23 protein-coding genes are annotated in these 24,310 nt (G+C 70.9%); 9 read left to right on the forward strand and 14 right to left on the reverse strand.

What is annotated here, in order from left to right:
• Positions 1 to 18: 18 nt before the first annotated feature.
• Complete coding sequence (locus tag KBC94_RS19780; RefSeq protein ID WP_294374160.1) at positions 19 to 1,038, reverse strand: sulfate ABC transporter substrate-binding protein; 1,020 nt, start codon at positions 1,036 to 1,038, stop codon at positions 19 to 21.
• Positions 1,039 to 1,201: 163 nt separating this feature from the next.
• On the opposite strand from KBC94_RS19780, the gene KBC94_RS19785 reads away from it, so the two are divergent.
• From KBC94_RS19785 to KBC94_RS19800, 4 genes are all read left to right on the forward strand, one after another.
• Positions 1,202 to 1,477, forward strand: a complete 276-nt coding sequence (locus tag KBC94_RS19785) for an oxidative damage protection protein (RefSeq protein ID WP_058643489.1) — start codon at positions 1,202 to 1,204, stop codon at positions 1,475 to 1,477.
• A 60-nt stretch (positions 1,478 to 1,537) separates the two neighbouring features.
• Positions 1,538 to 3,412 carry an FAD-dependent 5-carboxymethylaminomethyl-2-thiouridine(34) oxidoreductase MnmC gene (gene mnmC, locus KBC94_RS19790; RefSeq protein ID WP_294373993.1) on the forward strand — a complete coding sequence of 625 codons (1,875 nt, stop codon included), beginning with the start codon at positions 1,538 to 1,540 and terminating at the stop codon, positions 3,410 to 3,412.
• A 75-nt stretch (positions 3,413 to 3,487) separates the two neighbouring features.
• Positions 3,488 to 4,402: a transglutaminase family protein gene (locus tag KBC94_RS19795; RefSeq protein WP_294373996.1), complete on the forward strand. Its 915-nt coding sequence runs from the start codon at positions 3,488 to 3,490 to the stop codon at positions 4,400 to 4,402.
• Positions 4,403 to 4,553: 151 nt separating this feature from the next.
• On the forward strand, positions 4,554 to 6,086 hold the full coding sequence (locus KBC94_RS19800) for an alpha/beta hydrolase (RefSeq protein ID WP_294373999.1): 1,533 nt from the start codon (positions 4,554 to 4,556) through the stop codon (positions 6,084 to 6,086).
• A gap of 133 nt (positions 6,087 to 6,219) precedes the next feature.
• On the opposite strand, the gene KBC94_RS19805 is transcribed toward KBC94_RS19800, so the two are convergent.
• Positions 6,220 to 7,521, reverse strand: coding sequence for a D-amino acid dehydrogenase (locus tag KBC94_RS19805; protein ID WP_294374001.1), 1,302 nt, complete (start codon positions 7,519 to 7,521; stop codon positions 6,220 to 6,222).
• Positions 7,522 to 7,664: 143 nt separating this feature from the next.
• On the opposite strand from KBC94_RS19805, the gene KBC94_RS19810 reads away from it, so the two are divergent.
• The gene (locus KBC94_RS19810; RefSeq protein ID WP_114804309.1) at positions 7,665 to 8,141 is read left to right on the forward strand and encodes a winged helix-turn-helix transcriptional regulator; all 477 of its coding nucleotides are present in this window, start codon (positions 7,665 to 7,667) and stop codon (positions 8,139 to 8,141) included.
• 25 nt (positions 8,142 to 8,166) lie between these two features.
• Here the strand turns inward: KBC94_RS19810 and KBC94_RS19815 are convergent, their stop codons facing one another.
• A complete protein-coding gene (locus tag KBC94_RS19815; protein WP_234192138.1) occupies positions 8,167 to 9,123 on the reverse strand; it encodes an adenylate/guanylate cyclase domain-containing protein in 957 nt (318 codons plus the stop codon).
• Positions 9,124 to 9,400: 277 nt separating this feature from the next.
• On the opposite strand from KBC94_RS19815, the gene KBC94_RS19820 reads away from it, so the two are divergent.
• Positions 9,401 to 9,736, forward strand: coding sequence for a hypothetical protein (locus KBC94_RS19820; RefSeq protein ID WP_294374015.1), 336 nt, complete (start codon positions 9,401 to 9,403; stop codon positions 9,734 to 9,736).
• Positions 9,737 to 9,784: 48 nt separating this feature from the next.
• Here the strand turns inward: KBC94_RS19820 and KBC94_RS19825 are convergent, their stop codons facing one another.
• The 3 genes from KBC94_RS19825 to KBC94_RS19835 are packed head-to-tail and all read right to left on the reverse strand — an operon-like array spanning position 9,785 to position 12,554.
• Positions 9,785 to 10,753: an LD-carboxypeptidase gene (locus KBC94_RS19825; protein WP_294374017.1), complete on the reverse strand. Its 969-nt coding sequence runs from the start codon at positions 10,751 to 10,753 to the stop codon at positions 9,785 to 9,787.
• Positions 10,750 to 11,928: a tRNA adenosine(34) deaminase TadA gene (tadA, locus tag KBC94_RS19830; RefSeq protein WP_294374161.1), complete on the reverse strand. Its 1,179-nt coding sequence runs from the start codon at positions 11,926 to 11,928 to the stop codon at positions 10,750 to 10,752. Before tadA ends, KBC94_RS19825 begins: the two co-directional genes overlap by 4 nt.
• 5 nt (positions 11,929 to 11,933) lie before the next feature.
• The gene (locus KBC94_RS19835; protein WP_294374021.1) at positions 11,934 to 12,554 is read right to left on the reverse strand and encodes an FMN-binding negative transcriptional regulator; all 621 of its coding nucleotides are present in this window, start codon (positions 12,552 to 12,554) and stop codon (positions 11,934 to 11,936) included.
• A 76-nt stretch (positions 12,555 to 12,630) separates the two neighbouring features.
• On the opposite strand from KBC94_RS19835, the gene KBC94_RS19840 reads away from it, so the two are divergent.
• Positions 12,631 to 13,728, forward strand: coding sequence for a DUF72 domain-containing protein (locus KBC94_RS19840; protein ID WP_294374024.1), 1,098 nt, complete (start codon positions 12,631 to 12,633; stop codon positions 13,726 to 13,728).
• A gap of 60 nt (positions 13,729 to 13,788) precedes the next feature.
• Here the strand turns inward: KBC94_RS19840 and KBC94_RS19845 are convergent, their stop codons facing one another.
• The 4 genes from KBC94_RS19845 to KBC94_RS19860 all read right to left on the reverse strand — a co-directional run bounded on the left by KBC94_RS19845 (position 13,789) and on the right by KBC94_RS19860 (position 17,535).
• Positions 13,789 to 14,424, reverse strand: a complete 636-nt coding sequence (locus KBC94_RS19845) for a membrane integrity-associated transporter subunit PqiC (protein WP_294374026.1) — start codon at positions 14,422 to 14,424, stop codon at positions 13,789 to 13,791.
• A complete protein-coding gene (locus tag KBC94_RS19850; RefSeq protein ID WP_294374029.1) occupies positions 14,421 to 16,109 on the reverse strand; it encodes an MlaD family protein in 1,689 nt (562 codons plus the stop codon). Before KBC94_RS19850 ends, KBC94_RS19845 begins: the two co-directional genes overlap by 4 nt.
• An 8-nt stretch (positions 16,110 to 16,117) precedes the next feature.
• Entirely contained in the window at positions 16,118 to 16,774 is a 657-nt protein-coding gene (locus KBC94_RS19855; RefSeq protein WP_294374162.1) for a paraquat-inducible protein A, read from the reverse strand.
• Between the two features lie 89 nt (positions 16,775 to 16,863).
• Positions 16,864 to 17,535, reverse strand: coding sequence for a paraquat-inducible protein A (locus tag KBC94_RS19860; protein WP_294374033.1), 672 nt, complete (start codon positions 17,533 to 17,535; stop codon positions 16,864 to 16,866).
• 158 nt (positions 17,536 to 17,693) lie between these two features.
• Here KBC94_RS19860 and KBC94_RS19865 point away from each other — a divergent pair, with 158 nt between their 5' ends.
• The gene (locus KBC94_RS19865; RefSeq protein WP_294374036.1) at positions 17,694 to 18,281 is read left to right on the forward strand and encodes a DUF2239 family protein; all 588 of its coding nucleotides are present in this window, start codon (positions 17,694 to 17,696) and stop codon (positions 18,279 to 18,281) included.
• Positions 18,278 to 19,657, forward strand: coding sequence for an MATE family efflux transporter (locus tag KBC94_RS19870; protein ID WP_294374038.1), 1,380 nt, complete (start codon positions 18,278 to 18,280; stop codon positions 19,655 to 19,657). The genes KBC94_RS19865 and KBC94_RS19870 overlap by 4 nt, the downstream gene beginning before the upstream one ends.
• 64 nt (positions 19,658 to 19,721) lie before the next feature.
• Here KBC94_RS19870 and KBC94_RS19875 read toward each other — a convergent pair whose 3' ends face one another.
• The 4 genes from KBC94_RS19875 to ugpC form a co-directional block, all read right to left on the reverse strand.
• Complete coding sequence (locus KBC94_RS19875; RefSeq protein WP_294374041.1) at positions 19,722 to 21,137, reverse strand: MFS transporter; 1,416 nt, start codon at positions 21,135 to 21,137, stop codon at positions 19,722 to 19,724.
• A 169-nt stretch (positions 21,138 to 21,306) separates the two neighbouring features.
• Positions 21,307 to 21,858, reverse strand: coding sequence for a methylated-DNA--[protein]-cysteine S-methyltransferase (locus KBC94_RS19880; RefSeq protein WP_294374043.1), 552 nt, complete (start codon positions 21,856 to 21,858; stop codon positions 21,307 to 21,309).
• 21 nt (positions 21,859 to 21,879) lie between these two features.
• On the reverse strand, positions 21,880 to 23,088 hold the full coding sequence (locus KBC94_RS19885) for a multidrug effflux MFS transporter (protein WP_294374046.1): 1,209 nt from the start codon (positions 23,086 to 23,088) through the stop codon (positions 21,880 to 21,882).
• A 149-nt stretch (positions 23,089 to 23,237) separates the two neighbouring features.
• On the reverse strand, positions 23,238 to 24,308 hold the full coding sequence (gene ugpC / locus KBC94_RS19890) for a sn-glycerol-3-phosphate ABC transporter ATP-binding protein UgpC (protein WP_294374051.1): 1,071 nt from the start codon (positions 24,306 to 24,308) through the stop codon (positions 23,238 to 23,240).
• Positions 24,309 to 24,310: the final 2 nt, after the last annotated feature.

The raw sequence follows: 24,310 nt of genomic DNA on the forward strand, positions 1-24,310 counted from the left end.
GCCCTGCCCCACAACGCCTCACTTCTGCTTGTTGGTGTAGATCTGATCGAAGGAGCCACCGTCGGCAAAGTGCGCCTTGTCGGCCTTGGCCCAGCCGCCAAAGGCCTCGTCGATGGTGAACAGCGCCAGCTTGGGGAACTGTGCGGCGTACTTGGCCTTGGCCTTGTCGCCCGTGGGACGGTAGTAGTTGCGGCCGGCGATGTCCTGGCCTTCATCCGAGTAGAGGTACTTGAGGTATTCCTCGGCCACTGCACGGGTGCCCTTCTTGTCGACCACCTTGTCGACCACGGCCACCGAGGGCTCGGCCAGGATCGAGATGGACGGCACCACGATGTCGAACTTGTCCGGGCCGAACTCCTTCACGGCCAGGAAGGCCTCGTTCTCCCAGGCCAGCAGCACGTCGCCCACGCCGCGCTGCACGAAGGTGATCGTGGCGCCGCGCGCGCCCGTGTCGAGCACCGGCACGTTCTTGAAGAGATTGCCGATGTATTCCTTCGCCTTGGCGTCGCTGCCGTACTTGCGCTTGGCGTACTCCCAGGCCGCGAGGTAGTTCCAGCGGGCGCCGCCCGAGGTCTTGGGGTTGGGCGTGATCACCTGAACGCCAGGCTTGACCAGGTCGTCCCAGTCCTTGAGGCCCTTGGGATTGCCCTTCTTCACGAGGAAGACGATGGTGGAGTTGTAGGGCGCCGAGTTGTGCGGCAGGCGCTTCTGCCAGTCGGCCTTGACCAGGCCGCCATGCTCGACCAGCGCGTCGATGTCGCCGCCCAGCGCCAGCGTGGCCACGTCGGCGTCGATGCCGTCGATGATCGAGCGGGCCTGCTTGCCCGAGCCACCGTGCGACTGCTTGACCACCACATCCTGGCCGGTCTTGCCCTTCCAGTACTTGGCGAAGGCCTTGTTGTAGTCCACGTACAACTCGCGCGTCGGGTCGTAAGAGACGTTGAGCAGCGTCACGGTCTGCGCCCAGGCGGGCAGGGACAAGGCCGCCGCGGCACCGGCCGCGAGGGAAAGCTTGATAAAGTCACGGCGGAAATTCATGTTCATGCCTTGTTGTGCATAAGGTCGATGAATTGAATTCTGGATATCGCATAAGGAAAGGGGAACGACGGAGTTCTCAGTTCTAAATAGCGAAATCAGCTAAGCCGGTCGTCACCCCCCGCACCGCACCCTTCCCACCGTTCTCTCTACAAGAAAGCCCCCCATGGCACGCATGGTTCAATGCATCAAGCTCGGCAAGGAAGCCGAGGGCCTCGACTTCCCGCCCTATCCCGGCGAACTCGGCAAGCGCATCTGGGAGAACGTCAGCAAGGAGGCCTGGGCCGCCTGGCTCAAGCACCAGACCATGCTGGTCAACGAGAACCGCCTGAATCTGGCCGATGCCCGCGCCCGCCAGTACCTGGCGCGCCAGATGGAAAAGCATTTCTTCGGCGACGGCGCCGACGCGGCCCAGGGCTATGTGCCCCCGCCGGCGGCCTGAGCACCGCGCCCAGCCCGCCCCTTCCCGGCCGCGCCCATGGTGCGCGGCACGGTCTTCGACATGAGCGACATCCTCACCTGGACCGATGAAGGCCAGCCCTTCAGCCCCCGCTTCCAGGACGTTTATCACACCATCACCGGCGCGCTCGCCCAGGCACAGCATGTGTTCCTGGGCGGCTGCGGCCTGCCCGGCGCCTGGGCGGATGCGCCGCAGTGGCGCGTGCTGGAGACGGGCTTCGGTCTGGGCCTGAACTTCCTGGCGACCTGGCACGCCTGGCGCGAGGATGCGCAGCGTCCGCAGATCCTGCACTTCGTCTCGGTGGAGGCCTATCCGGTCTCGGCGGCCGACATCCGCCGCGCCGCTGCCCTTCATCCGGCGTTGCAAGCGCTGGGCGCACAACTGGCCGACCAGTGGCATGGCCTGCTGCCGGGCTTCCACCGCCTGGCCTTCGACGGCGGCCGCGTGCTGCTGACGCTGTGCATCGGCGACGCCCGATCCATGTTGCGGGCACACCAGCCCTTCGAGGCCGACAGCCTCTTCCTCGACGGCTTCAGTCCCGCCGTGAATGCCGACATGTGGTCGCCCGAGGTGTTCAAGGCCCTGGCGCGCTTCTGCCGGCCCGGCACCGCCGTGGCCACCTGGACCGTGGCGCGGGCCGTGCGCGATGCGCTCGTGCCCCTGGGCTTCGTGGTCGAGAAGGCGCCGGGCCTGCCACCCAAGCGCGACTGCCTGCGCGGACGCTATGCGCCGGCCTGGCCGGTGCGGCGCCGACCCCAGGCCGAGGACGCCGAGCGCGCGCCATCGCCCGGGCACTGCGCCGTGGTCGGTGCGGGCCTGGCCGGCGCCGCCGTGGCCCATGCGCTGGCCCTGCGCGGCTGGCGGGTGACCGTGCTGGATGCCGCGGACCATCCCGCCGCCGGCGCCTCGGCCCTGCCCCTCGGCCTGATGGCACCGCATGCCTCACCGGACGATGCGCTGCTCTCGCGCCTGACCCGGGCAGGCATCCGCGCGACCTGGGCGCAGCTGACCGCCCTCGGGCTGGTGGAAGGCATCGACTGGGCGCCCACGGGCGCGGTCGAGCGGCGCGAGGCGACCTCGCTGCGGCTGCCACCGTCCTGGGCGCAGACGGAGGGCTGGACCGAGACCACGCGCGCCACGGCCGCGATGCTCGCCGACGCGGGGCTGCCGGACGACACGCCCGCCCTGTTCCACGCCCGTGCCGGATGGGTGAAGCCGCACCGCCTGGTGGCCGCCTGGCTGGACCACGCCGCCATCGCCTTCCGCAGCGGCGCGCATGTGGAAGACATCGACGCCGTGCCGGGCGGCGGCTGGCGGCTCCGGGACGCCAGCGGCCAAGTGCTGGCGAACGCGGACCGCGTGGTCGTCGCCGCCGGCCCGGCCACGCGCCGGCTGGCGCCGAGCCTGCCGCTGCAGCCGGTGCGCGGCCAGATCGTCTGGGGCGAGATGCCGCCGGCCATGGCCGCACGGAGCCATCGCATCCCGGTCAATGGGGACGGGCACCTGATCGCAGGCGTCGGCGTGCCAGCCGGCGCCGGCCACCCGCTGCAGTGGATGACCGGCTCCACCTACGACCCCGGCGACACCGACACCGCCACCAGGCCGGCGGACCGCGCGCACAACCTCGCGCGTCTGGCCCGGCTGCATCCGGTGCTGGCCCCTTTCGCGCAGGATCCGCAGACCGTCCTGCACGACTGGGCCGGCGTGCGCTGCGCCTCGGCCGACCGCCGGCCGCTGGTCGGCCCGATCGACCCCGCCGAACCGTCCGGTCCCTGGGCCTGCACCGCGCTGGGCTCGCGCGGACTGAGCTTTGCCGCCCTGTGCGCCGAGCTGCTGGCCGCGCGCTGGCACGGCGAGCCCTTGCCCGTGCCAGCGGCCCAGGCCCGGGCGCTCGACACACGTCGCCTCTGGCGCTGAACGGCAGCTGCGGCGCGCCCCTTGCGCCGGCCTGTCCATCGCCCTTGTTTCATCGCGCCTGCCTACCATCGCCCCATGGCCACCCGCTACGACATCCTCCACACCACCACCTATCGCTACAACGAGGCGGTGAACTTCGGCCTGCACCGGGTGATGTTCCGCCCGCGCGACAGCCACGACCTGCGCGTGCTGGCCACCGACCTGCAGGTCAGCCCCGAGGCGCATGTGCGGTTGATCCAGGACCCGCATTCCAACTCGGTCGCGCTGGTCCAGCCCAAGGAGCCGGCGGCCGAGCTGACCATCGCCTGCGCCTTCACCATCGAGCATGTGCCGGCGCCCGAGGACGAGCTGCAGCTGGAGCCCAGTGCGGAGTTCCTGCCCTTCGCCTATTCGCTGCAGGAACGGCTGGATCTGGAGCACTACCTGCGCCCCCACCACGACGACCCGGACGGCACGCTGATCCGCTGGGCGCATCAGTTCCTGCACACCGATGCGCCCAACAGCACGCGCGAGACGCTCACGCGCATGAACGCCCACATCAGCCAGAGCCTGAGCTACCAGGCCCGCGAGGAGGAAGGCACCCAGACACCGCTGGAGACGCTGGCCATCGGTGGCGGCAGCTGTCGCGACTACGCCCTGCTCATGATGGAAGCCGCGCGGCGGCTGGGCATCGCCACCCGCTTCGTCTCAGGCTACCTCTACGACCCCATGCTCGACGACGGCAACGACGCGCAGGAGGACCAGGACGGCCCCGCCGAGCGCGTCGTCGGTGCCGGCAGCACGCATGCCTGGCTGCAGGCCTACCTGCCCGGCGCGGGCTGGGTGGCCTTCGACCCCACCAACAACATCATGGGCAGCGGCCGCCTGATCCGCGTGGGCGTGGCACGCGACCCGGCCCAGGCACCGCCCATCGCCGGCAGCTGGTTCGGCGAACCCGAGGCTTATGCGGGCATGGAGGTGGTCGTGAAGGTCACCAAGCGCCGCGACTGAGCGGCCTCGTTCCGAAATCGCGCCGGCCTGTAGGACCCGTCCCCGACATGACACCGGCGGGGGCAAATCCCGAGCCCCCCGGCGCGACGCCGCGCTAGGCTGGCGCGCCGCTCGAGGGCGGAACGAATCACAAGTCTTGGAGACATTTCCCATGGATGCATTTCAGCGCCAGCCCCTGCGGCTGATCACGGCTGCGGCCGTCCTTGCCCTGAGCGCCTGCGGCGGCGGGGGCGGCTCGAACGTCGCCTTTGCGCCCCTGCCGGCCCCGGCACCGAGCCCTGCGCCGTCGCCGGCCCCCACGCCGGCCCCGGCCCCCGTCCCCGAAGAAACCCGCCTGCAGGACGGCCGCAACAGCTTCGTGCCCGCCGAGCCCACGGCCACCACCTTCACGGCACTGGCCGCCGCCCCGGGCGACGCGGTCGATGTCAGCACCACCAGCCGCTGGGCGGGCGTGATGGGCGGCGCCGCCTACCGCGTCGAGGTGCCCGCCAACTGGAACGGCAAGCTGGTCATGTATGCCCATGGCTACGCCGGCACCGGCAACACGCTCGCGGTGACCAACCCGTCCATCCGCCGCTACCTGATCCAGAACGGCTATGCGTGGGCAGCCTCCAGCTACACCAAGAACTACTACGACGTGCGCGCCGGCGTGGAAGACACCAACGCCCTGGCCCTGGCCTTCACCGACATCGCCAAGGCACGCGGCCGCGCACTGGCCACGCCTTCGCGGGTCTACATCACCGGCCATTCGATGGGCGGCCACATCACGGCGTCGGCCATCGAGGCCGAGACGCAGGCCACCGCCGTGCACAAGGTGAGCTACGCCGGCGCGGTGCCCATGTGCGGCGTGCTGGGCGACACCGAACTCTTCGACTACTTCTCGGCCGCCCAGCTCACGGCCCAGGCTCTGGCCGGCGTGCCCAAGTACCCCCTGACGAACTGGAGCGACATCCAGAACCTGGTGCTCGGCCAGCTGTTCTCCACCGTCACGGCGACCACGCTCACGCCCACCTCACCGCTGGGCCTGCAGTACGCCTCGGTCATCAAGAACCTGACGGGCGGCGAGCGGCCACTGTTCAGCATCGGTTTGACGCAGGGCGGCTCCTTCCAGGCACCGCTGGGCCTGTTCGGCAGCGATGGCACGGTCGCGGGCATCCTGAACAAGAACGTGACGGACACCAACCGCTTCACTTACACCATCGACGGCGATGCGACCGCCTCGGCGGCACTGAATGCGTCGGTGCAGAAGCTCACCGCCGACACCGACGCCAACCGCCTGCGCCGCGACGGCCTGCGCTGGATCCCGCGCAACAACGGCGACATCAAGATCCCGGTGGTCACGCTGCACACGCTGGGCGACCTGTTCGTGCCCTTCAGCATGGAGCAGATCTACCGCCAGCGCGTGGTGGCCAAGGGCAACGGCAACTGGCTGGTGCAGCGGGCGATCCGCGGCATCACGCACTGCGACTTCACGGTCGCCGAGCAGGAGGCCGCCTTCGACGCCATGATCAAGTGGGAGCGCGACGGCGTGAAGCCCTCCGGCGACGACGTGCTGACCGCGGGCACCGTGGCCAACACCAACTATGGCTGCGTGTTCACCAACAACACCCTGGGCCAGGACGACAGCCAGCAGGTGGCCGCCATCCGGACCGTCCTGGCCGGCGCCGCCCCCTGCCCCCAGTGAAGTGAGGGCCGACGGTAGCCGGCGCGGGCAGCCGCGTCGATGGCTGCGATGACATGACAGCAGAACGCCGGCCCTCGGGCCGGCGTTGCGCATCTGGGGCTTCGCTCGGGGCGCCGCTCAGGTGTGCCGCGACTCAGGCGGGCTGCACGCCGGCCGGCCGCGGCCGTTGAACGGACTGGCGGCCGCCGGCATAGCGGTCCACCGCCAGGCCGTCGGTGCTGATCTCCGGCCGCTGGCCGGTCACCAGGTCCGCGGTCAGCTTGCCCGAGCCACAGGCCATGGTCCAGCCCAGGGTGCCGTGGCCAGTGTTGAGGAACAGGTTGCCCCAGCGCGTGCCGCCGATGATGGGCGTGCTGTCGGGCGTCATGGGGCGCAGCCCGGTCCAGAAGCTCGCGGCCGGCAGGTCGCCGCCGGGGAACAGCTCGCCCACCACCTTCTCCAGCGTGGCCCGGCGCGCCGGCTTGAGGCTCAGGTCGAAACCCGAGAGCTCGGCCATGCCACCCACGCGGATGCGGTCGGCGAAACGGGTCACAGCGATCTTGTAGGTCTCGTCCAGCACGGTGGACTGGGGCGCCAGCGATTCGTCCAGCAGCGGCACGGTCAGCGAATAGCCCTTGACGGGGTACACCGGCAGGTCCAGGCCCAGCGGCTCCATGAGGGCGCGCGAGTAGCTGCCGAAGGCCAGCACATAGCGGTCGGCTTCGAGCCATTGGCCGTCGACCTGCACGCCACTGATGCGGCCACCATCGGTGCCCAGCGCCTGAACCTGGCTGCCGTAGCGGAATTCCACGCCCAGGCCCCTGGCCAGTTCAGCCAGCCGGGTGGTGAAGAGATGGCAGTCGCCGGTCTCGTCGTTGGGCAAGCGCAGGCCGCCGACCAGGGCGCCGCCGGTGCGGGCCAGTGCCGGCTCCACGCGCGCCAGGCCTTCGCGGTCCAGCAGTTCATAGGGCACGCCGCATTCCTGCAGCACGGCGATGTCGCGCTGCACGGCATCGAGCTGCTGCTGCTTGCGGAAGAGCTGCAGCGTGCCGCCGGTGCGCTGCTCGTAGTCGATGCCGGTGTCCGCGCGCAGGCTGCGCAGGCAGTCGCGGCTGTACTCGGCCACGCGCATCATCCGTTCCTTGTTCACGGCATAGCGCTCGGCCGAGCAGTTGCGCAGCATCTGGGCCATCCAGCGCAGCTGGAACAGGCTGCCATCGGCCCGGATGGCGAGCGGCGCATGCTTCTGGAACATCCACTTGATCGCCTTGGACGGGATGCCCGGCGCGGCCCAGGGCGTGGAATAGCCCGGCGACACCTGCCCGGCATTGCCGAAGCTGGTCTCCAGTGCGGCGCCGGGCTGGCGCTCCAGCACCGTCACCTGGGCGCCCGCACGGGCCAGGTAGTAGGCCGTGGTCGTGCCGATCACACCGCCGCCGAGAACAATGACTTTCATGGCCAATCCCGCTGAGAAAGAAGACTCCAGGAGTCGATTGCAGGACTTTATTCAGGCCACGCCCGAAGATTTGATGGTTCTTCTGGTGATCTGCAGCAAAATCCGCTGACCAACCCTGTGCATCCGCCCGCCGGCCCGACGACATGCCCGACTTCGCCACCCTGGACCGCATCGACCGCAAGATCCTGGACATCCTCCAGCGCGAGGGCCGCATCGCGATCACCGACCTCGCCCAGCGGGTGGGCCTGTCCACCTCACCCTGTTCCGAGCGGGTCAAGCGACTGGAACGCACGGGCGTCATCAGCGGCTATCACGCCCGCGTGGCGCCGGAGGCGCTGGGCAAGATGCTGCTGGTGTTCGTGGAGATCAAGCTCTCGTCCAAGTCGGCCGATGTCTTCGACAAGGTCCGCAACGAGCTGCTGCACATGCCGGAGGTGCTGGAATGCCACCTGGTCTCGGGCGGCTTCGACTACCTGGTCAAGGCCCGGCTGCGCGGCATGGGCGAATACCGGCACCTGCTGGGCGACATCCTCAAGAAGCTGCCCGTGCCGGCCGAGTCGCACAGCTATGTGGTGATGGAAGAGGTCAAGGAGACGCTGGTCCTGCCGGTGGACCGTTGAGCGCTGCAGCGCCGCCCGCGGCGGCTCACTGCGAGGCTTCTGCCTTCATCGCCAGCTGCACCCGGCCGCCGGCCGTGTGGAAGCTGATGGTCGGCGCGGTGAAGTCCGACAGCGGCGCACCCAGGCTGATCTCGCCGCTGCCATGCAGCATGCACTCGTCCCGGCGCAGCGCGACCTCGCTGCTGCTGCCGTCGGCGTCGCGGAAGCGCACCCAGGTGCCGTAGCTGCTCACGTCGGTCAGGATGCAACTGCCGTTGCGGGCCTCGATGCGCGCATGCAGGCGCGAGACCCGCGGATCGTTGACCACGAAATCGGCCTCGTTCACCCGGCCCAGGTGGATGGGCAGGTCGCGCGCGCCGAAGGCGGCATGCACGTCCAGCCACGACAGCTCGATCTGCCCGAAGGCCGTGTCGATGCCGGGGCGCGCCAGCGTCGACAGCGCCGCCGGCAGCGTGAGCAGGTCCACCACCTCGTCCTGCCAGTCGATGCGGTGGACGGTCGGCGTCTCCTGCCGGCCGCGGATGCTGATCGGGCCCAGGCTGCGATGCCGCACCTCGGGGCCGATGCGCTGGTCCACCACCGATTCGGTCGCCCAGATCTGGCCCGGGCCCGCGAGGTCGCTCAGCCGCGAGGCCACGTTGACGGCGTCGCCATAGAAGTCGCCATCGACCTCGACCACCTCGCCGCTGGCGATACCGATCTGCAGGTCCATGCGCAAGGCCTCGGGCCACTTGAGCAGGCGCTTGTGGTGGCTGCGCTGAACCTCGAGCATGGCGGAGATCGCCGGTGCACCGGCCGGGAAGAGCGCGAAGATGCCGTCGCCCAGCTTCTTGATCACCCGGCCGCCATGGGCTTCGCACACATCTCCGACCCATTGCACCAGCCGCGTGACGGTGTCGGTGGCCCGGGCGTTGCCCATCGCCTCGAAAACCCGCGTGCTGCCGGTCAGGTCCGCGAAAACGACCGTGGTTGCCATCGTCAAAGTTCAACGAATTGTTTCCAGCAATTATCTCCAGACGTACGAAATCGCGCGAGTGCGGGGCCTGAATTGACTTAAGTCAACTGCTTTGGATGTTGCTTTGTCCACAATGCCACCTTGATCCCCCGCTTGGGGGCGCGAAGTTTCCCCTGGATCCGCGTGGAATGCCCGCGCCGGCGCCAGCGGCCCATGGAAAGGCAAATTTGTGGAAACTTTTATCTACGTTGCGGTGGGCCGCGCGGCTGCGTAAGGTGTTCGTCAGGCGACCTCGCATCACTCCATGAAGTCCTTGAACGCGATCTCCCGCTGGCTCCGGGCTCCGGCCCAGATGGCCGCGCAGACAGGCACCGAGCGCACGCTCCAGCAGGTGCGCGCCGCCATGCTTGCCGCCCTCGAACGGCATGGCCTCCTGGCGCAGTGGCGCCGCCTGGCGGACCGGGTGACCTACGCCACCGAGCTCGAAGCGCTGTGGTACCTGCGGCAGGATCTCCTGGCGGCGCTGATGCCCGCCTGCGGCGAAGTGCGCGCACGGCAGGAGATGCAGCCGATCAACGCCCTCTTCGGCCGCTCCGAGGCCTTCCGGCCCCGCTTGCGCGCCGGGCTGCGGATGCCCTGAGCGGCCTCGGCCGGGGATCGACGGCCGGCCGCGTGCCGGCGCCGCCCTTCAATGCGCGTGACCGTGATGGTCGTGCGTTGCGGCATGGCGGCTGCCACCCACGCCGTGCCCCCAGACGACAAAGGCTTCCTTGCCCTCCACCGCGAGATCGACGGTGGCCCCCACCGGCAGCAGCACCTTGGTCGGCACATGGCCGAAGGGCAGGCCCGTGAGCACCGGCGCCTTGAGCTGGCTGCGCAGCCGCTCCACCACCGTCTGCAGCTTGAAGCCCCGGTCGTGCGGCGCGGCGCGGTAGCCGGTGAACTGGGCTAGCACCACGGCCTTCTGACGGGCCAGCACACCGGCCAGGCGCAGCTGCTCCAGCATGCGCTCGATGCGGTAGGGATGCTCGCCCACGTCCTCCAGAAAGAGCACGCCCTTGTCCACCTGCGGGAAGTACGGCGTGCCCAGCAGGCTGCACAGCACGGCCAGGTTGCCGCCCCACAGCGTCGCGCCGCGAATGGGCCTGAAGCCCGGCACCTCGTCACGTGCCGGCAGGCGCCAGCCGGTGCCTTCGCCGTAACCCTCGACCAGGTCGTCGAAGCAGGCGGCGGTGATCTCATCGATGCCTTCCTCGGCACCGAAGTCGCTGCACAGGGTCGGACCGGACCAGGTGGCGGCGCCCGTGCGCGCCAGCACCGCGAGCTGGAAGGCCGTGAAGTCGCTCATGCCGACGAAGGCCGTGCCGCGCTCGATGGCCTTGGCCACGGCCTTGTAGGGAAGGCCGTCGAGGATCCGGGTGAGGCCATAGCCGCCGCGCGAGGCCAATGCCACGTCCGCGCCGCTGGCCGCGGCCCGTGCGATGGCGGCGATGCGGGTGGCGTCGTCGCCGGCGAATCGCTGCTGCGCGGACAGCGCGGCCTCGTCGATCTCCACCTCATGGCCCTGGGCCCGCAGCCAGGCCACTCCGCGGCGGAAGGCCGGCTTCTCGCGCACGGCGCTGGAGGGGGAGTAGATGTAGATGTGCTTCTTGTTCACTCGCGGGAGTATCCCATCGGCCCTTCGAGGGCCTGCCACCGGGCGGCCAGCGCGCGGGCCGCGTCTGCGGACAGGTCCTGCACGGGGCGGCGGCGCGCGGCCCACGCGCGCAGGGCGGCCTCGTGGCCCTTGTCGGGGAAGGGCGCCGCCCAGGCACGCGCCGCGTCCTCGGCGGCCGCACCCCGCACCACCAGCGCCGCGGGCGGGATGACGAGGCGCGGGCCAGCGATCGCGCCCTGCCCGGCCAGCAGGTCGGCCAGCCCGCTCATGTCGGGATGCAGGATCAGTCCGACCTCGCCGACGCCCAGCGCCGCCAACCACTGCCGCAGCACTTCCGCATGCCATTCGCGCGTGTGCAAGGCTTCCTTCTTGGGCTTGTCGCTGCGACCGAAACCGATCAGGTCAGGGATCAGCACGCGATGGCCCGGCAGCAGGTCCGGCAGGTGCCGGAACAGGTGGCCCCATTGGCCCGCACCGTGCAGGCACAGCACCACGGGGCGGCGTTGCGTGCAATCGCCCGCAACGCCGCCCCGGTCGACATAGGCCAGCCGCAGGCCGCCCAGCGCCGGCAGTTCGCTGACGAAGGCATGCGGCCCGTCGAAACCGGCGAAGCGCGCCTCGGGCGTGCGCAGCGCGTCGTCGCGCACCGGCTGCGCCTGCGCCCGGGCCTGGGCACGCCGCCCGCGGAAGAAGTCTTGCAGCAGCGCCCCGCATTCCTCGTCCATCACGCCGCCCTGCACCGCGGTGTGGTGGTTGAGCTGGCCGATGCCGAAGAGGTCGAGCACCGATCCTGCCGCGCCGGTGCGCGCATCGGCCGCACCGAAGACCACACGGTCCAGCCGCGCATGCAGCATGGCGCCGGCGCACATGGCGCAGGGCTCCAGCGTCACGTAGAGGGTGCAGCCGTCGAGCCGGTAGTTGCCCAGCGCCTGCCCGGCCGCCCGCAGCGCCGCCATCTCGGCATGGGCGCTGGGGTCGTGCGTCGCGACCGGCGCATTGCGCCCGGTGGCCACCATGCGGCCGTCGCGCACCAGCACGGCACCCACCGGCACCTCGCCTGCGGCGGCGGCGGCGCGGGCCTCGTCCAGCGCCAGTGCCATCCAGCGATGGTCCTCATCCTGCGGTGCACCGTCCGCGGGCAGCCCGGCTGAGGTCTGGGACAGCGGCTCGACCATCGGCATCAGCGTCCGACGCCGGCCCGGTCCATCCAGGCCTCCAGCCCCGCGGCCTCGCCGCCCTGCGCGGCATGCAGGCGCCGCATCGCCGCATGGGCTTCGGGCCGATGCTGGTTGAGCTTGAGCTTGCATTGCCAGCCGACGACCTTCAGCTCGAAGGCGACGATGCCGGCCAGCATGCGGCGCTGGTAGTCCTCGCCCAGATCGCGCCATTGCTGTGCATAGGGCGGCTCGTGCTGGCCGATGAGTTGCTTGAGCAGGGCGTCCTTCGTGTCGGCCTCCGGCAGCAGGGTGGCGCGCACGCGGCAATGGACGGCGACGTAGTTCCAGGTCGGCACCCGCTGGCGGTCCGGGTAGACCGTCGGCGAGACGTAGCCGTGCGGCCCCAGGAAGACCACCAGCGCCTCGGGCCGCGCCTGCAGCTGCTTCCACTGCGGATTGGCGCGCGCCACGTGGCCCAGCAGCGTCCACTCGCCCGTGTCGTTCGAGGTCAGCACCAGCGGCAGGTGGGTGACGAAGGGAAAGCCGTCGTCGTCGTTGGTCACGAGGCTGGCGAAGGGATGCTCGCGCATCAGCTGCTCGGCGAGCGCGGGATCCTCGGCGTCAAAATGGGCGGGCAGGTACATGGCGGACCTTGAAAGGCGAAGCGGGCGATTGTCCCGCCTGCCATGCCCGAGCCCCGCACCCGCCCTCTCTCTTCGCATGCAGGACTCACTTTTCGGCGACGACCTTCCCCTTCCCGCGCCCCCGCGCCCGGCACCGGCCGACGTGGGGTCAACCGCCGCGCCGCCAGCCGCGGACGAGGCGGCCCCGCCCAAGCGCCGTGCCAAGGCCGGCATGCCCAAGGTGGAGCCGGCCGATGTCGACGAGCGCCTGCGCGATCAGGCCGTGCGCCTGCCGCCGTTGCTGCGCCTGGGCAGCTCTTCCTGGCATTTCCCGGGCTGGGCAGGCCTGGTGTGGAACGGCGACTACGAAGGCTCGGTGCTGTCGCGCCACGGCCTTGCGGCCTATGCGCAGCATCCGCTGCTGCGCACCGTGAGCCTGGATCGCAACTTCTACCGCGCGCTCACCGCCTCGCAGTTCGCCGCCTATGCGGCGCAGGTGCCGGAGGACTTCCGCTTCGTGGTCAAGGCGCCGTCGGCTGTCAGCGATGCCCTGGTGCGCGCCGAGGATGGCCGGGGCCAACGCCCCAACCCGGCCTTCCTCAACCCCCAACTGGCGGTGCAGGACTTCGTGGAGCCGGCCCTGCAGGGCCTCGGCACCAAGCTGGGTGCGCTGGTCTTCCAGCTCAGCCCCCTGCCGGGCACGATGCTGGCGCACATGCCCGAGGTGCTCGCGCGGCTCGACGCCATGCTGGCCGCCCTGCCCCCGCTTCAGCCCGCCGCGCCGGACGCGGTGGTGGCCGTGGAAGTGCGCAACCCCGAGTTCCTGACGCCCGACTTCGCACGCGTGCTCAAGGCCCGCGGCGCCACCTACTGCCTGGGCCTGCATCCGAAGCTGCCGCCCATCGAGGACCAGTTGCCACTCCTGCGCGCCCTGTGGCCCGGCCCGCTGGTCTGCCGGTGGAACCTCAACCGCCTGCACGGCGCCTACGGCTACGAGGAGGCCAAGGGCCTGTACGAGCCCTTCAACCGCCTGGTCGATCCCGATCCGCATACCCGCGGCCTGCTGGCCCGCGTGATCGCGGGCACCACCGGCGCCGGCCATACGGCCTACGTGACCATCAACAACAAGGCCGAGGGCAGCGCCCCGCTGTCGGTGCAGGCGCTGGTGGACGCGGTGCTGGGCGAGACGTCCTGACCGCCTGACGGTCTCACTCCCTCGCCGCCTGATCGCATGGGCGCCTGGGAGACCGGGCGATCAGCCCGGCGCCGCCGGGCACGCCGCCGGCTGACCCGCCTGCAGGGCCGCGATGTGCCGGGCGATGGCGTCGGACACCTTGGACACGATGCGCTGGCCCGCCTGCGCCACGCCGTCGATGCCGCCCGGCGCCGCTTCGCTGCCGCGCCAGCTGCAGGTGCTGCGCTGGCTGCTGTCGGCGCGGCGCACCGTCCAGCTCAGGGCCGCCTCGACCTGCGCGCCCTGCGTGGCATCGAAGCGCTGGACCTGCACCGCGATCCGCCAGGGCAAGACTCCGGCCACGCCCGGTCCGCGGGTCGCATCGGTGGCGCCGAGGCGCGCCGCCACGCCGGCAGCGAGCGCGTCGCGCAGTTCCTGCTCGAAGGAGGCCGCCCAGCGGCTCTGCTCCAGCACCTGCACTTCGGCGCCGGCCGGGCCGCGCACCACCATCTGCGGCCGCGCCAGGCGCTCCGGCACGGCCAGCGGCGCCATCTCGATGGCCAGGCCGCCGGCCGGCGGCGCCACCAGCGGCTGGGGCGCGGCCGGCTCTGCCAGCGTGTAGTAGCGGTCGGGCTCGGAGGCACAACCTCCGAGGACGGCCACGGCAAGCGCCAGGGCGGCGGTCGCGCCGATGCGTCGTGTTGCAAAGCGGCTCATCGCTTCTTGTCCTCGGGTTTGCCGCGCAGCAGCGATTCGGGGTGGCGCTCCAGGTAGTCCGTCAGCACGCGCACCGAGCCGGCCGCGCGCGTCAGTTCCTGCAGCGTCGCGCGCAGGTCCTGCTGCACCGGTGCGTCCTCCGACAGCGTGCGGGTGGCGGCGTCGATGGTCTTGCGCGCGTCCTTGACGGCGGCGGCGATCTCGGGGGTTACGTCGTTGTTGATGCGCGTGACGGTGGCCTCTGCGCTGCCCAGCGTCTTGTCGAGCGTGGCGAGGGTCTTGCGCAGGTCGCCCGCGATCTCCTGGAAGGGAATCTTGTTGACCTTGGTCGCGATCTCCTGCAGCTGCTCCTGCAGCTCGTCGAAGCTGCCGGCCACGGTGGGGATCTGGATCGGGTCCTGGTTGGTGTCGACCTTGACCGGCTTCTCCTTGGGGAAGAAGTCCAGCGCCACATAGAGCTGGCCCGTCAGCAGGTTGCCGGTACGCAGCTGCGCACGCAGGCCGCGGCTGATGAGGAAGCGCGTGCGCTCCTGCTGCGTGAATCGCGGCTCCACCGGCAAGGGCGCCTGCTTGCCATCGCGCGTGTCGGAGCGGCGCAGACGGTCGGGGTAGACCGTGACCACAACCGGCATCAGGAACTCCCGCTCATTGCGGTCGAACTGCACGCCGATGGACTTGACCTCGCCAATGATCACGCCCCGGAAGTCCACCGGCGCGCCGGGCGCCAGGCCGCGCAGCGACTGGTTGAAGTACATCAGCAGCGTCTGCGGCGGCCCGTCCGGCGGCTTCATGGCCGTGGCTTCGTCGTCGGCCAGACCGAAGACCGTGTTCTCGTCGGCCTGCGGGCCGCGCACGTCGTCAGGCGCGGCGAAGGCGATGCCGCCCAGCACGATCGAGGCCAGGGACTGGGTGCGCACCTCGAATCCGCTGGCGCCCGCCTGCACCTGCAGGCCGCTGGCATGCCAGAAGCGTGTGTTGGCTCCGACGAAGCGGTCGTAGGGCGCATCGATGAAGACGCGCAGCGCCACGCCGCGGCCATCGCCATCGAGTTCCACCGAGGCCACCTGCCCCACCCGCACGCGTCGGAAGTACACCGGCGAGCCGATGTCGAGCGAACCCGCATCGCGCGAATGCAGCTGGAACTGCCGGCCGCTGGCGTCGCGCGTGATGATCGGCGGCTGCTCCAGGCCGGCGAACTCGCTGGCGGTTTCTTCCTCGGCACCCGCATCCGCGCCGATATAGGCGCCCGAGAGCAGCGTGTTCAGGCCCGAGACGCCCGAGGTGTCGAAGCGCGGCCGCACCACCCAGTAGCGCGCGTCCTTGGCGGTGAAGCCCTCGGCGGCGTTCTTGTCCAGCTCGACCGTCACGCGCACATGCGAGCGGTCGCGCGCCAGGCGGATGTTGTGCACGGTGCCGATCTGCACGTCCTTGTATTTCACGGCCGTCTTGCCGGCCTCCAGGCCCTCGGCAGTCTTGAAGGTGATGACGATCTCGGGCCCGCGGTTCCAGAGCACCTTGGCCACCAGCGTGATGCCCACCATCGCCGCGACGATGGGGATCAGCCAGATCAGCGAGGGCACCCAGTCGCGGCGGCGTACAACGCGGGGGCGTGCCAACGCAGGCGGCGCGGCGGGCGCGCCGGCATCGGCAGGGGTCTGGCCTTCGCGAGGCCCGGGTTCACTCATTCACTCTCCTATGCCCTCGCGGGCGCACTTCGGCCGACCTGATCGGCGGCCTCTTCGTCGTCGGGCATGCCGGCGTCCCAGATCAGCCGCGGGTCGAAGCTCAGCGAGGCCAGCATGGTCAGCACAACCACGGCACCGAAGGCAGCAATCCCCACGCCAGCCTGCACCACGGCGAAGCCCTGGATGCGCACCAGCCCCGCCAGCAGCGAGACCACGAACACGTCGAGCATCGACCAGCGGCCGATGAACTCCAGCACCTGGTAGAGCCGCGCGCGCTCGCGCTGGCGCCAGCGGCTGCGGCGCTGCGTGGTAATCACCAGCACGGCCAGCGCCGCCAGCTTGAACAGCGGCACCAGGAAGCTGGCCGTGAAGATCAGCGCCGCGAGCCCGTAGGAGCCCGAGATCCAGAAGAAGATGATCCCGCTCAGGATGGTGTCCTGCTGCGTGCCGAGCAGGCTCTTGGTGATCATCACGGGCAGCAGGTTGGCGGGCAGGTACAGCACCACCGCGGCAAGCAGGTACGCCCAGGTGCGCCGCAGGCTGTCGGGCTTGCGGGCGCGCAGGCGTGTGCCGCAGCGGCCGCAGTGCTCACCCGGCTGGGCGCCTTCCCACACGGTGCCGCAGCGGTGGCAGTCCAGCAGGCAGGCGTCGTGCGCGGTGACGATCGCGCCGCCGCCCTCTTCCACCGGCAGGTGCGGCGTGGCCTGGCCCGCGAGCCGCGCCAGGCGCTCGCGCGTGGCGCGGGTCCGGCTCCTCAAGGCGCGCCCCCGGCGGCGGCTTCGCGCTCGAAGGCCATTTCCCAGAAGCTGCGCGGATCGAAGGACAACAGCGTGGTCAGCAGCACCGTCAGGCCGACGAAGGCCCACAGCGCGGGGCCGAGCACCACCGTCGCCATGCCGAAGAGCTTGACGATGGCCACCAGCACACCGAGCAGGAAGACCTCGACCATGCCCCAGGGCCGCAGCGACTGCAGTGCCCTCACCAGCACGGCAAAGCCGGGGGGGCGCTGCGATGGCGCAGCCGCCGCATCGCCATCGGCCTGCCCGGCCTTCCACACCCGCGGCGCAACCTGCAGATAGAACAGGATGCACAACTGCGCCAGCGGAAAGATCAGCGTCGTCGCCAGCACCAGCAATGCGACGGGCGACATGCCTTCTCCGGCCAGCACCACCACCGCACCGGCCAGCGTGGTCTGGCTCGTACGGCCCTGGAGTTCGATCTCGACGATGGGAAAGAGATTGGCGATGGCGAAGAGGATGAGGCTGGCCAGCGTCAGCGGCAGCAGGCGCTCGCGCTGCTGGCCAGGGTGACGCGCCAGCTCGGTGCCGCAGCGGGGGCAGTGCGCGATCTCCCGGGGACGAAGCCGCGGCGCGCGGAACACCGCGTCGCATCCTTCGCATACCGTCACGTCGGGCACCACATTCATCGGCGGGCATTCTGCCAACACGCCGTGAAGTCAGCGGGGCGGCAGGCGCACCAGCCCACGGCATCCGCCGGCCAGTCCTGCTGTAGGACGGTGGCTCGCCCTATTTTTACCCGGGCACATTGCATACTCGATTTCAGCCGGGTAATATTCGACGCATCATGGATGCTCCCAGTGCGCCGCAGCTGACGGCTTTTCTCGGCTACCAGCAGATCGCCCACGGTCCGCGCGAGTCGGTGCTCGCCGAATTGCGCCGCCGTCAGGACAACCCGCCCGCCATCGTGTTCGACGACCACAGCGGCGAGCGGGTGGAGCTGGAGGCGGCCCCCGGCTGCGGCACGCCCTGCCCCGCGGAGGCCGACATCGCCGGCAGCACCCGCCACGCCCGTGGCGTGGGCCGGCCGCGGCTTGGCGTGGTGGCACGCGAAGTCACGCTGCTGCCGCGGCACTGGGAATGGCTCAGTCGCCAGCCGGGCGGCGCCTCGGTGGCGCTGCGCCGCCTGGTGGACGACGCCCGCCGCGTCTACGCGGACCGCGACGCGGTGCGCGCCTCGCGCGAATCGACCTACCGTTTCCTGAGCACCGTCGCGAGCGCCCTGCCCGGCTTCGAGGAAGCCGCGCGCGCCCTCTTCGCCGGCGATCCGGCGCGCTTCGCCGAGCAGACCCGCGACTGGCCGGAGGACGTGGCCCGATACGCCCGCCACCTGTCGGCGAACAGCTGGGCCACCACGCCGGAGCAGACCGCATGAGCGCGGGCCCGGCCGCTCCGAAGGGCGCTCCCGCCAACCGTCCGCTCTGGAAGACCTTCCTCTTCTTCCTGCTGCCCATGCTGCTGTCCAACGTGCTGCAGTCGGCATCGGGCACGATCAACAACATCTACCTGGGGCAGATGCTGGGCGTGCATGCGCTTGCCGCCGTCTCGGGCTTCTTCCCGGTGATGTTCTTCTTCATCGCCTTCACCATCGGCCTGGGCGCGGGCGCCTCGGTGCTGATCGGCCAAGCCTGGGGCGCGGCCGAGCCCGAGCGGGCACGGGCCGTGGCGGGCACCGCGCTGTCGGTGGTGCTGGTGTTCGGGCTGCTGGTGGCGGTGTTCGGCGGGCTGTTCACGCGACCGCTGCTGCATGCGCTGGGCACGCCGCCGGACATCCTGCCCGACGCCACCGCCTATGCCCGCATCATCCTGATCGCGATGCCGGGGCTGTTCGTCTACCTGCTTTCCACGGCCATGCTGCGCGGCGTGGGCGACACCATGACGCCCCTCTACACGCTGGCCATTTCCACGGCCACCGGCCTGCTGCTCACCCCCGCCCTGATCCGCGGCTGGCTGGGCCTGCCGCAGCTGGGTGTGGCGAGCGCGGCCTGGGCCACGGTGGTGGGCTTCGTGCTCGCCAGCCTGTGGATGGGCCTGCACCTGCGCCGACGCGGCAGCCCGCTGGCGCCCAACCGGGTCCTGCTGCGGCACCTGCGCATCGACTGGCAGTTGCTGCGCGCGGTGCTCAAGGTGGGCGTGCCCACGGGCGTGCAGATGATCGTGGTCTCGCTGGCGGCGGTGGTGCTGCTGTCGCTGGTCAACGGCTTCGGCTCGGCCGCGACGGCGGCCTATGGCGCGGTCAACCAGGTCATCGCCTATGTGCAGTTCCCGGCCATCTCCATCGCCATCACGGCCTCGGTGCTGGGGGCGCAGGCCATCGGCGCCGGCAAGGCCGATCAGCTGGGCCGCATCACGGCCACGGCGCTGGGCATGAACCTGGCGCTGACCGGCGGGCTGGTGCTGCTGGCCTACCTGGCCTCGCGGCCGTTGATGGGCCTGTTCATCACCGACCCGGCGGTGATCGAGGTGGCGCAGCAGCTGCTGCACATCATGCTGTGGAGCCTGGTGGTCTTCGGCATGGGCTCGGCCCTGGCGGGCGTGATGCGCGCCAGCGGCTCGGTGCTGGTGCCGACGGCCATCACCATCGGCGCCGTGCTGCTGGTGGAGGTGCCCGCCGCCTGGTGGATGAGCCACCGCTTCGGGCTCAAGGGCATCTGGATGGCCTACCCCCTGGGCTTCTGCGCCATGCTGCTGATGCAGACGGCGTACTACCGCGGCGTGTGGCGGCACAAGAAGATCCGGCGGATGGTCTGAGAACGCAGTCGCGGATGGCCAGGTCTTCCGGCCACCCGCTCATGTGTCCCGGCCGGCTCCCTTGTCAGGCCGCGGCGTGCCCGCTGGCCGTCTTCAGCCGCAGCGAACTGCACACGCCCGACACCGCCGCGAAGGCGGCCGCCACGCCCAGCGCCACCTCGGGGCCCATGCGCAGGTGCGGGTCCCACACGCTGAAGATGGTGGCGAGCACCACCGCGCCCACGGTCTGCCCCGTCAGACGCGCCGTACCCAGCATGCCGCTGGCGGCGCCACTGCGGTGCGGCGGCGGCGCAGTCACGATGGTGTGGTTGTTGGGCGATTGGAAGAGCCCGAAACCCACGCCGCACAGGGCCATGCGCCAGGCGATGTCGCCGTTGGTGGGCGCATCGGGCAGCAGGGCCAGCAGCGACAGGCCGACGGCCAGCAGGCCCAGGCCGATGCCGCCCAGCAGCCCGTCGGGCACGCGCCCGATCAGGCGGCCCGCGATGGGCGCGGTGGCCACGATGGCCAGCGGCCACGCGGTCAGCAGCAGGCCGGCCTGCACATGCGTGCGGCCGAAGGCGTCGAGCAGCAGGAAGGGCAGCGCGATGTAGGCCAGCATCTGCGCCGCGAAGGCACTGACGGAGGTGCCCATGGACAGCGCGAAGACCGGAATGCGCAGCAGGTCCACCGGGAACAGCGGCACCCGCATCGACCACTGGCGCCGGATGTAGACCGCGCCGAGCAGCAGGCCGCCAGCCAGCCACAGCCAGCCGTCGAGGCGCCCGCCCGTCTGGCCTTCCTGCACGCCCAGGCGGTCCACCCCCAGGAAGAAGAGGGAGAACATGCCGATGTTGAGCAGCACGTCAAGCACCCGCATGCGGTCGCCCAGCGCCGGGCCGACGTTGGCCGGCAGCGCCCGCCAGCCCAGCCACAGCACCGCCACGCCCAGCGGGATGTTGATGGCGAAGAGCCAGGGCCAATCGGCCACCGCCAGCACCGCGGCCGCCACCGACGGGCCGGCCACCGACGAGGCCGCCACCACCATCGAGTTGATGGCCATGCCCTTGCCGAGCTGGCTGCGCGGATAGGTCAGGCGCACCAGCGCCGCGTTCACGCTCATCAGCCCGGCCGCACCCACCCCCTGGACGGCGCGCGCCGCAATCAGCCAGCCCAGGCTACTGGACATCAGCGCGCCCAGCGAGGCCACCGTGAAGAGCGCCATGCCAGCCATATAGACGCGGCGGAAGCCGATCTGCTCGCCCAGCCGCGCCAGCGGCAGCAGCAGCACCAGCGTGGCGATCTGGTAGGCGTTGACCACCCACACCGCATGGGCCGGGCTGGCGTTGAGCGACCGGGCGATGCCAGGCAGCGCCAGATTGAGGATGGTGCCGTCGAGCACCGACACGATCATGGCCACGATGATCACGGCCATCGCGCGGCCGCGCTGCGGTTGCGGCAGGCCGTCGTAGGCCGGGCCCTCGGTCGCCGCCGGGGTCATGCGCCGCTCCGTGCCGCCAGATCGGGATGCGTGGAGACGATGTCAGGCGGCGGGCAAAGGGAGGGCGTCGGCATCCGGCGATTCTGCGCCGCGCGCCGCCACGGTGCGCGCCCGCGGGTCGATGGCCGAGTGCGCGCCGGGGTGGTGCGCGCTCGGCAATGCAGGAAGCTCAGCGTTCGTCGAAGAGCGGCTCGCTGCCCGAGGGCCGGGCACCCTCGATGGCCAGCATCCGCAGCTTGAGCAGCGCCCCGCCGGGCGCCGAGAAGCCGCCCGGCCGGCCGTCCGCGCCCAGGATGCGGTGGCAGGGCACGACCGGCGCGAAGGGGTTGTGGCCCAGGGCCTGGCCCACCGCCCGCGCCCTGCCCTTGCCGCCCAGCGCCTCGGCCAGTTCGCCGTAGGTGCGGGTCTGGCCAGGCGGGATCTGTCGCGCCAGCGCATAGACGCGACGGTGGAAGTCCGGCACGCCGCGCTCGTCCAGCGGCAGCTCGCACAGGTCGCGCGGCTCGCCCGCCAGCAGGGCGCGGATGCCGTCGATGGCCTTCAACACCCAGTCGGGGGGCGGCACGGCATACGACGCGTCCGGGCAGCGCCGCAGCAGGTGGGCCCGCACGCCGCTGACGCTGCCGTCGACCTCGGGCAGCAGCACGCTGCGCAGGCCGGCCTCGCCCCAGGCCAGGCCGCAATGGCCGATGGCGGTGTCGAAGACGACGAGGCCGGTCATCCCAGGCTCCGGTTCAGGCGATCAAGCCGGCGATGGCAGCCGTCGGCCGCGCACGCCCAGCGTCACCAGCGTGAGCGTCAGCGACAGGTACAGCCCCGCCGCCATGCCCAGCACCATCGGCAGCGGCCGGCCGTCGTTGAACAGGCTGACCACCGCCATGCCCACCGCGCCGCCCAGCATCTGCAAGGTACCCATCAGGGCCGCCGCCGTGCCGGCGATGGCGCCGTGGTTCTCCAGCGCCAGCACCGCGGTGGTCGGAATCACCAGCCCCATGAAGGCGCTGGCCACGAAGTACAGGCCGATGAGCACGGCCAGCGAATCGCCCCCCGTCAGGTAGTGGGCCAGCATCAGGCTGATGGCGACGCTGGCGCCCACGACGCCCACGCGCACCAGCGGCACCAGGCCGAAGCGGGCCGACAGCCGGCCGTTGAGCTGCGCCGCGCCGAAAAAGGCCGCCGCGTTCACGCCGAAGGCGATGCTGTACTGCGTGGGCGTGAGGCCGTAGTGGCCGATCATCACGAAAGAGGACGTCGACAGGTAGATGAAGAAGCCCATCATCGCGAAGCCGCCGATGAAGACCAGGCCGAGGAAGTGCGCGTCCAGCAGCAGCCGGCCGTAGGCGCGCAGGGCGCTGCCCAGGCTGCTTTCCACGCGGGCCGAGGGCGGCCGCGTTTCTTCCAGGCTGAAGGCCAGCAGCGCCAGCCCGGCCACCGCAGCCACGGCGATGGCCCAGAAGACGGCACGCCAGCCCGCCACCGCGATCACGCCGCTGCCGGCCAGAGGCGCCAGGATGGGCGAGACGCTGAACACCAGCATCAGCAGCGACATCAGCCGCGCCGCATCGGGCCCGGTGTGCAGGTCGCGCACCACGGCGCGCGGGATCGCCATGCCCGCCGCCGCGCCCAGGCCCTGGACGAAGCGCAGCACGATCAGCGTGTGGATGTCGGTGGCCAGCGCGCAGCCCACGCTGGCCAGCGCGAACAGCGCCATGCCGAAGAACATGGGCGGCCGCCGGCCCACCATGTCCGACACCGGGCCGTAGAGCAACTGGCCGATGCCGATGGAGATGAAGAACACCGTCAGGCTCAGCTGCGCAGTGCCGAAGTCGGTGCCCAGCTGTTGGCCGATGGCCGGCAGCGCCGGGAGGTACATGTCGATGGCGAAGGGGCCGATGGCCGAGAGCAGGCCGAGGACGACGGCGATGCGGAGGAACCGGGGAGACGAAGACATAGGCGGCGCATTCTCCCGGCTTGGGCACGAGGCTGCCCGTCGACCCGGCTGCGGCCCCGGGCTGTCACGGGCATTGCGTCGGCCGTGACCGAGGCCGGCGCGCTGCGGGCATGCCGCGCTGGCAGGGCCCTCGCCGCTGCGCCGCCGCCTCAGAGCCGCAGCGCGCCCTCGGCGTCGAACAGGTGCACGCTTTCCGCGCCCCATTGCAGGTGCACCGCCTCGCCCACGCGGGCGCGCAGCGTGCCGGGTACGCGCACCGTCAGCAGGCCCAGCGGCGTGGCCACCTCGGCATAGGTCTCGGGACCGGTCGGCTCGATCAGCTCCAGCACGCCCTCCAGGCCCGCATCGGCGAAGACGACGTTCTCGGGCCGCAGGCCATACAGCAGCCTCGTGCCGGCAGCCTGCGACGGCAGCGCCGGGTGGCGCGACGGGTCGCAGGGCATGACCAGCCCGCCCGCCTCCACGCCGCCGCTTGCACCCGTGGCGGCATCAATGAAGTTCATGGCCGGCGAGCCGATGAACTCCGCCACGAAGCGATTGGCCGGGCTGCCGTAGATCTGCTCGGGCGTGCCGAACTGCTGCACGATGCCGTCCTTCATCACCGCGATGCGGTCGCCCAGCGTCATGGCCTCGACCTGGTCGTGCGTGACGTAGACGGTGGTGGTCTTCGTGCGCTGGTGCAGACGCTTGATCTCGGCCCGCATCTCCACCCGCAGCTTGGCGTCCAGGTTGGACAGCGGCTCGTCGAAGAGGAAGAGCGCCGGGTGGCGCGCCAGCGCCCGGCCCATGGCGACGCGCTGGCGCTGGCCGCCCGAGAGCTGGCCGGGCTTGCGGCCCAGCAGCGCCTCCAGCTGCAGCATCTGCGCCACGCGCTGTACGGTGGCCTCGCGCTCGGCCTTGGGCACCTTGCGCAACTCCAGGCCGAAGGCGATGTTCTGCGCCACCGTCATGTTGGGGTACAGCGCATAGCTTTGGAACACCATGGCGATGTCGCGGTCCTTGCTGGGCAGGTTCGTGACCTCGCGCTCGCCGATGTGCACCGAGCCGGAGGTCGGCGCGTCCAGCCCCGCGATGATCGACAGCAGCGTGGACTTGCCGCAGCCCGAAGGGCCGACCAGGATCAGGAACTCGCCGGCCTCGATCTCCAGGTCGATGCCCTTGAGGATGTGCGTGTTGCCCGCGTAGGTCTTGTGCAGTTGGCGGATGCCGAGTGCGCCCATGG

This window comes from Pseudacidovorax sp. (assembly GCF_017991995.1).
Taxonomy (GTDB): Bacteria; Pseudomonadota; Gammaproteobacteria; order Burkholderiales; family Burkholderiaceae_C; genus Xenophilus.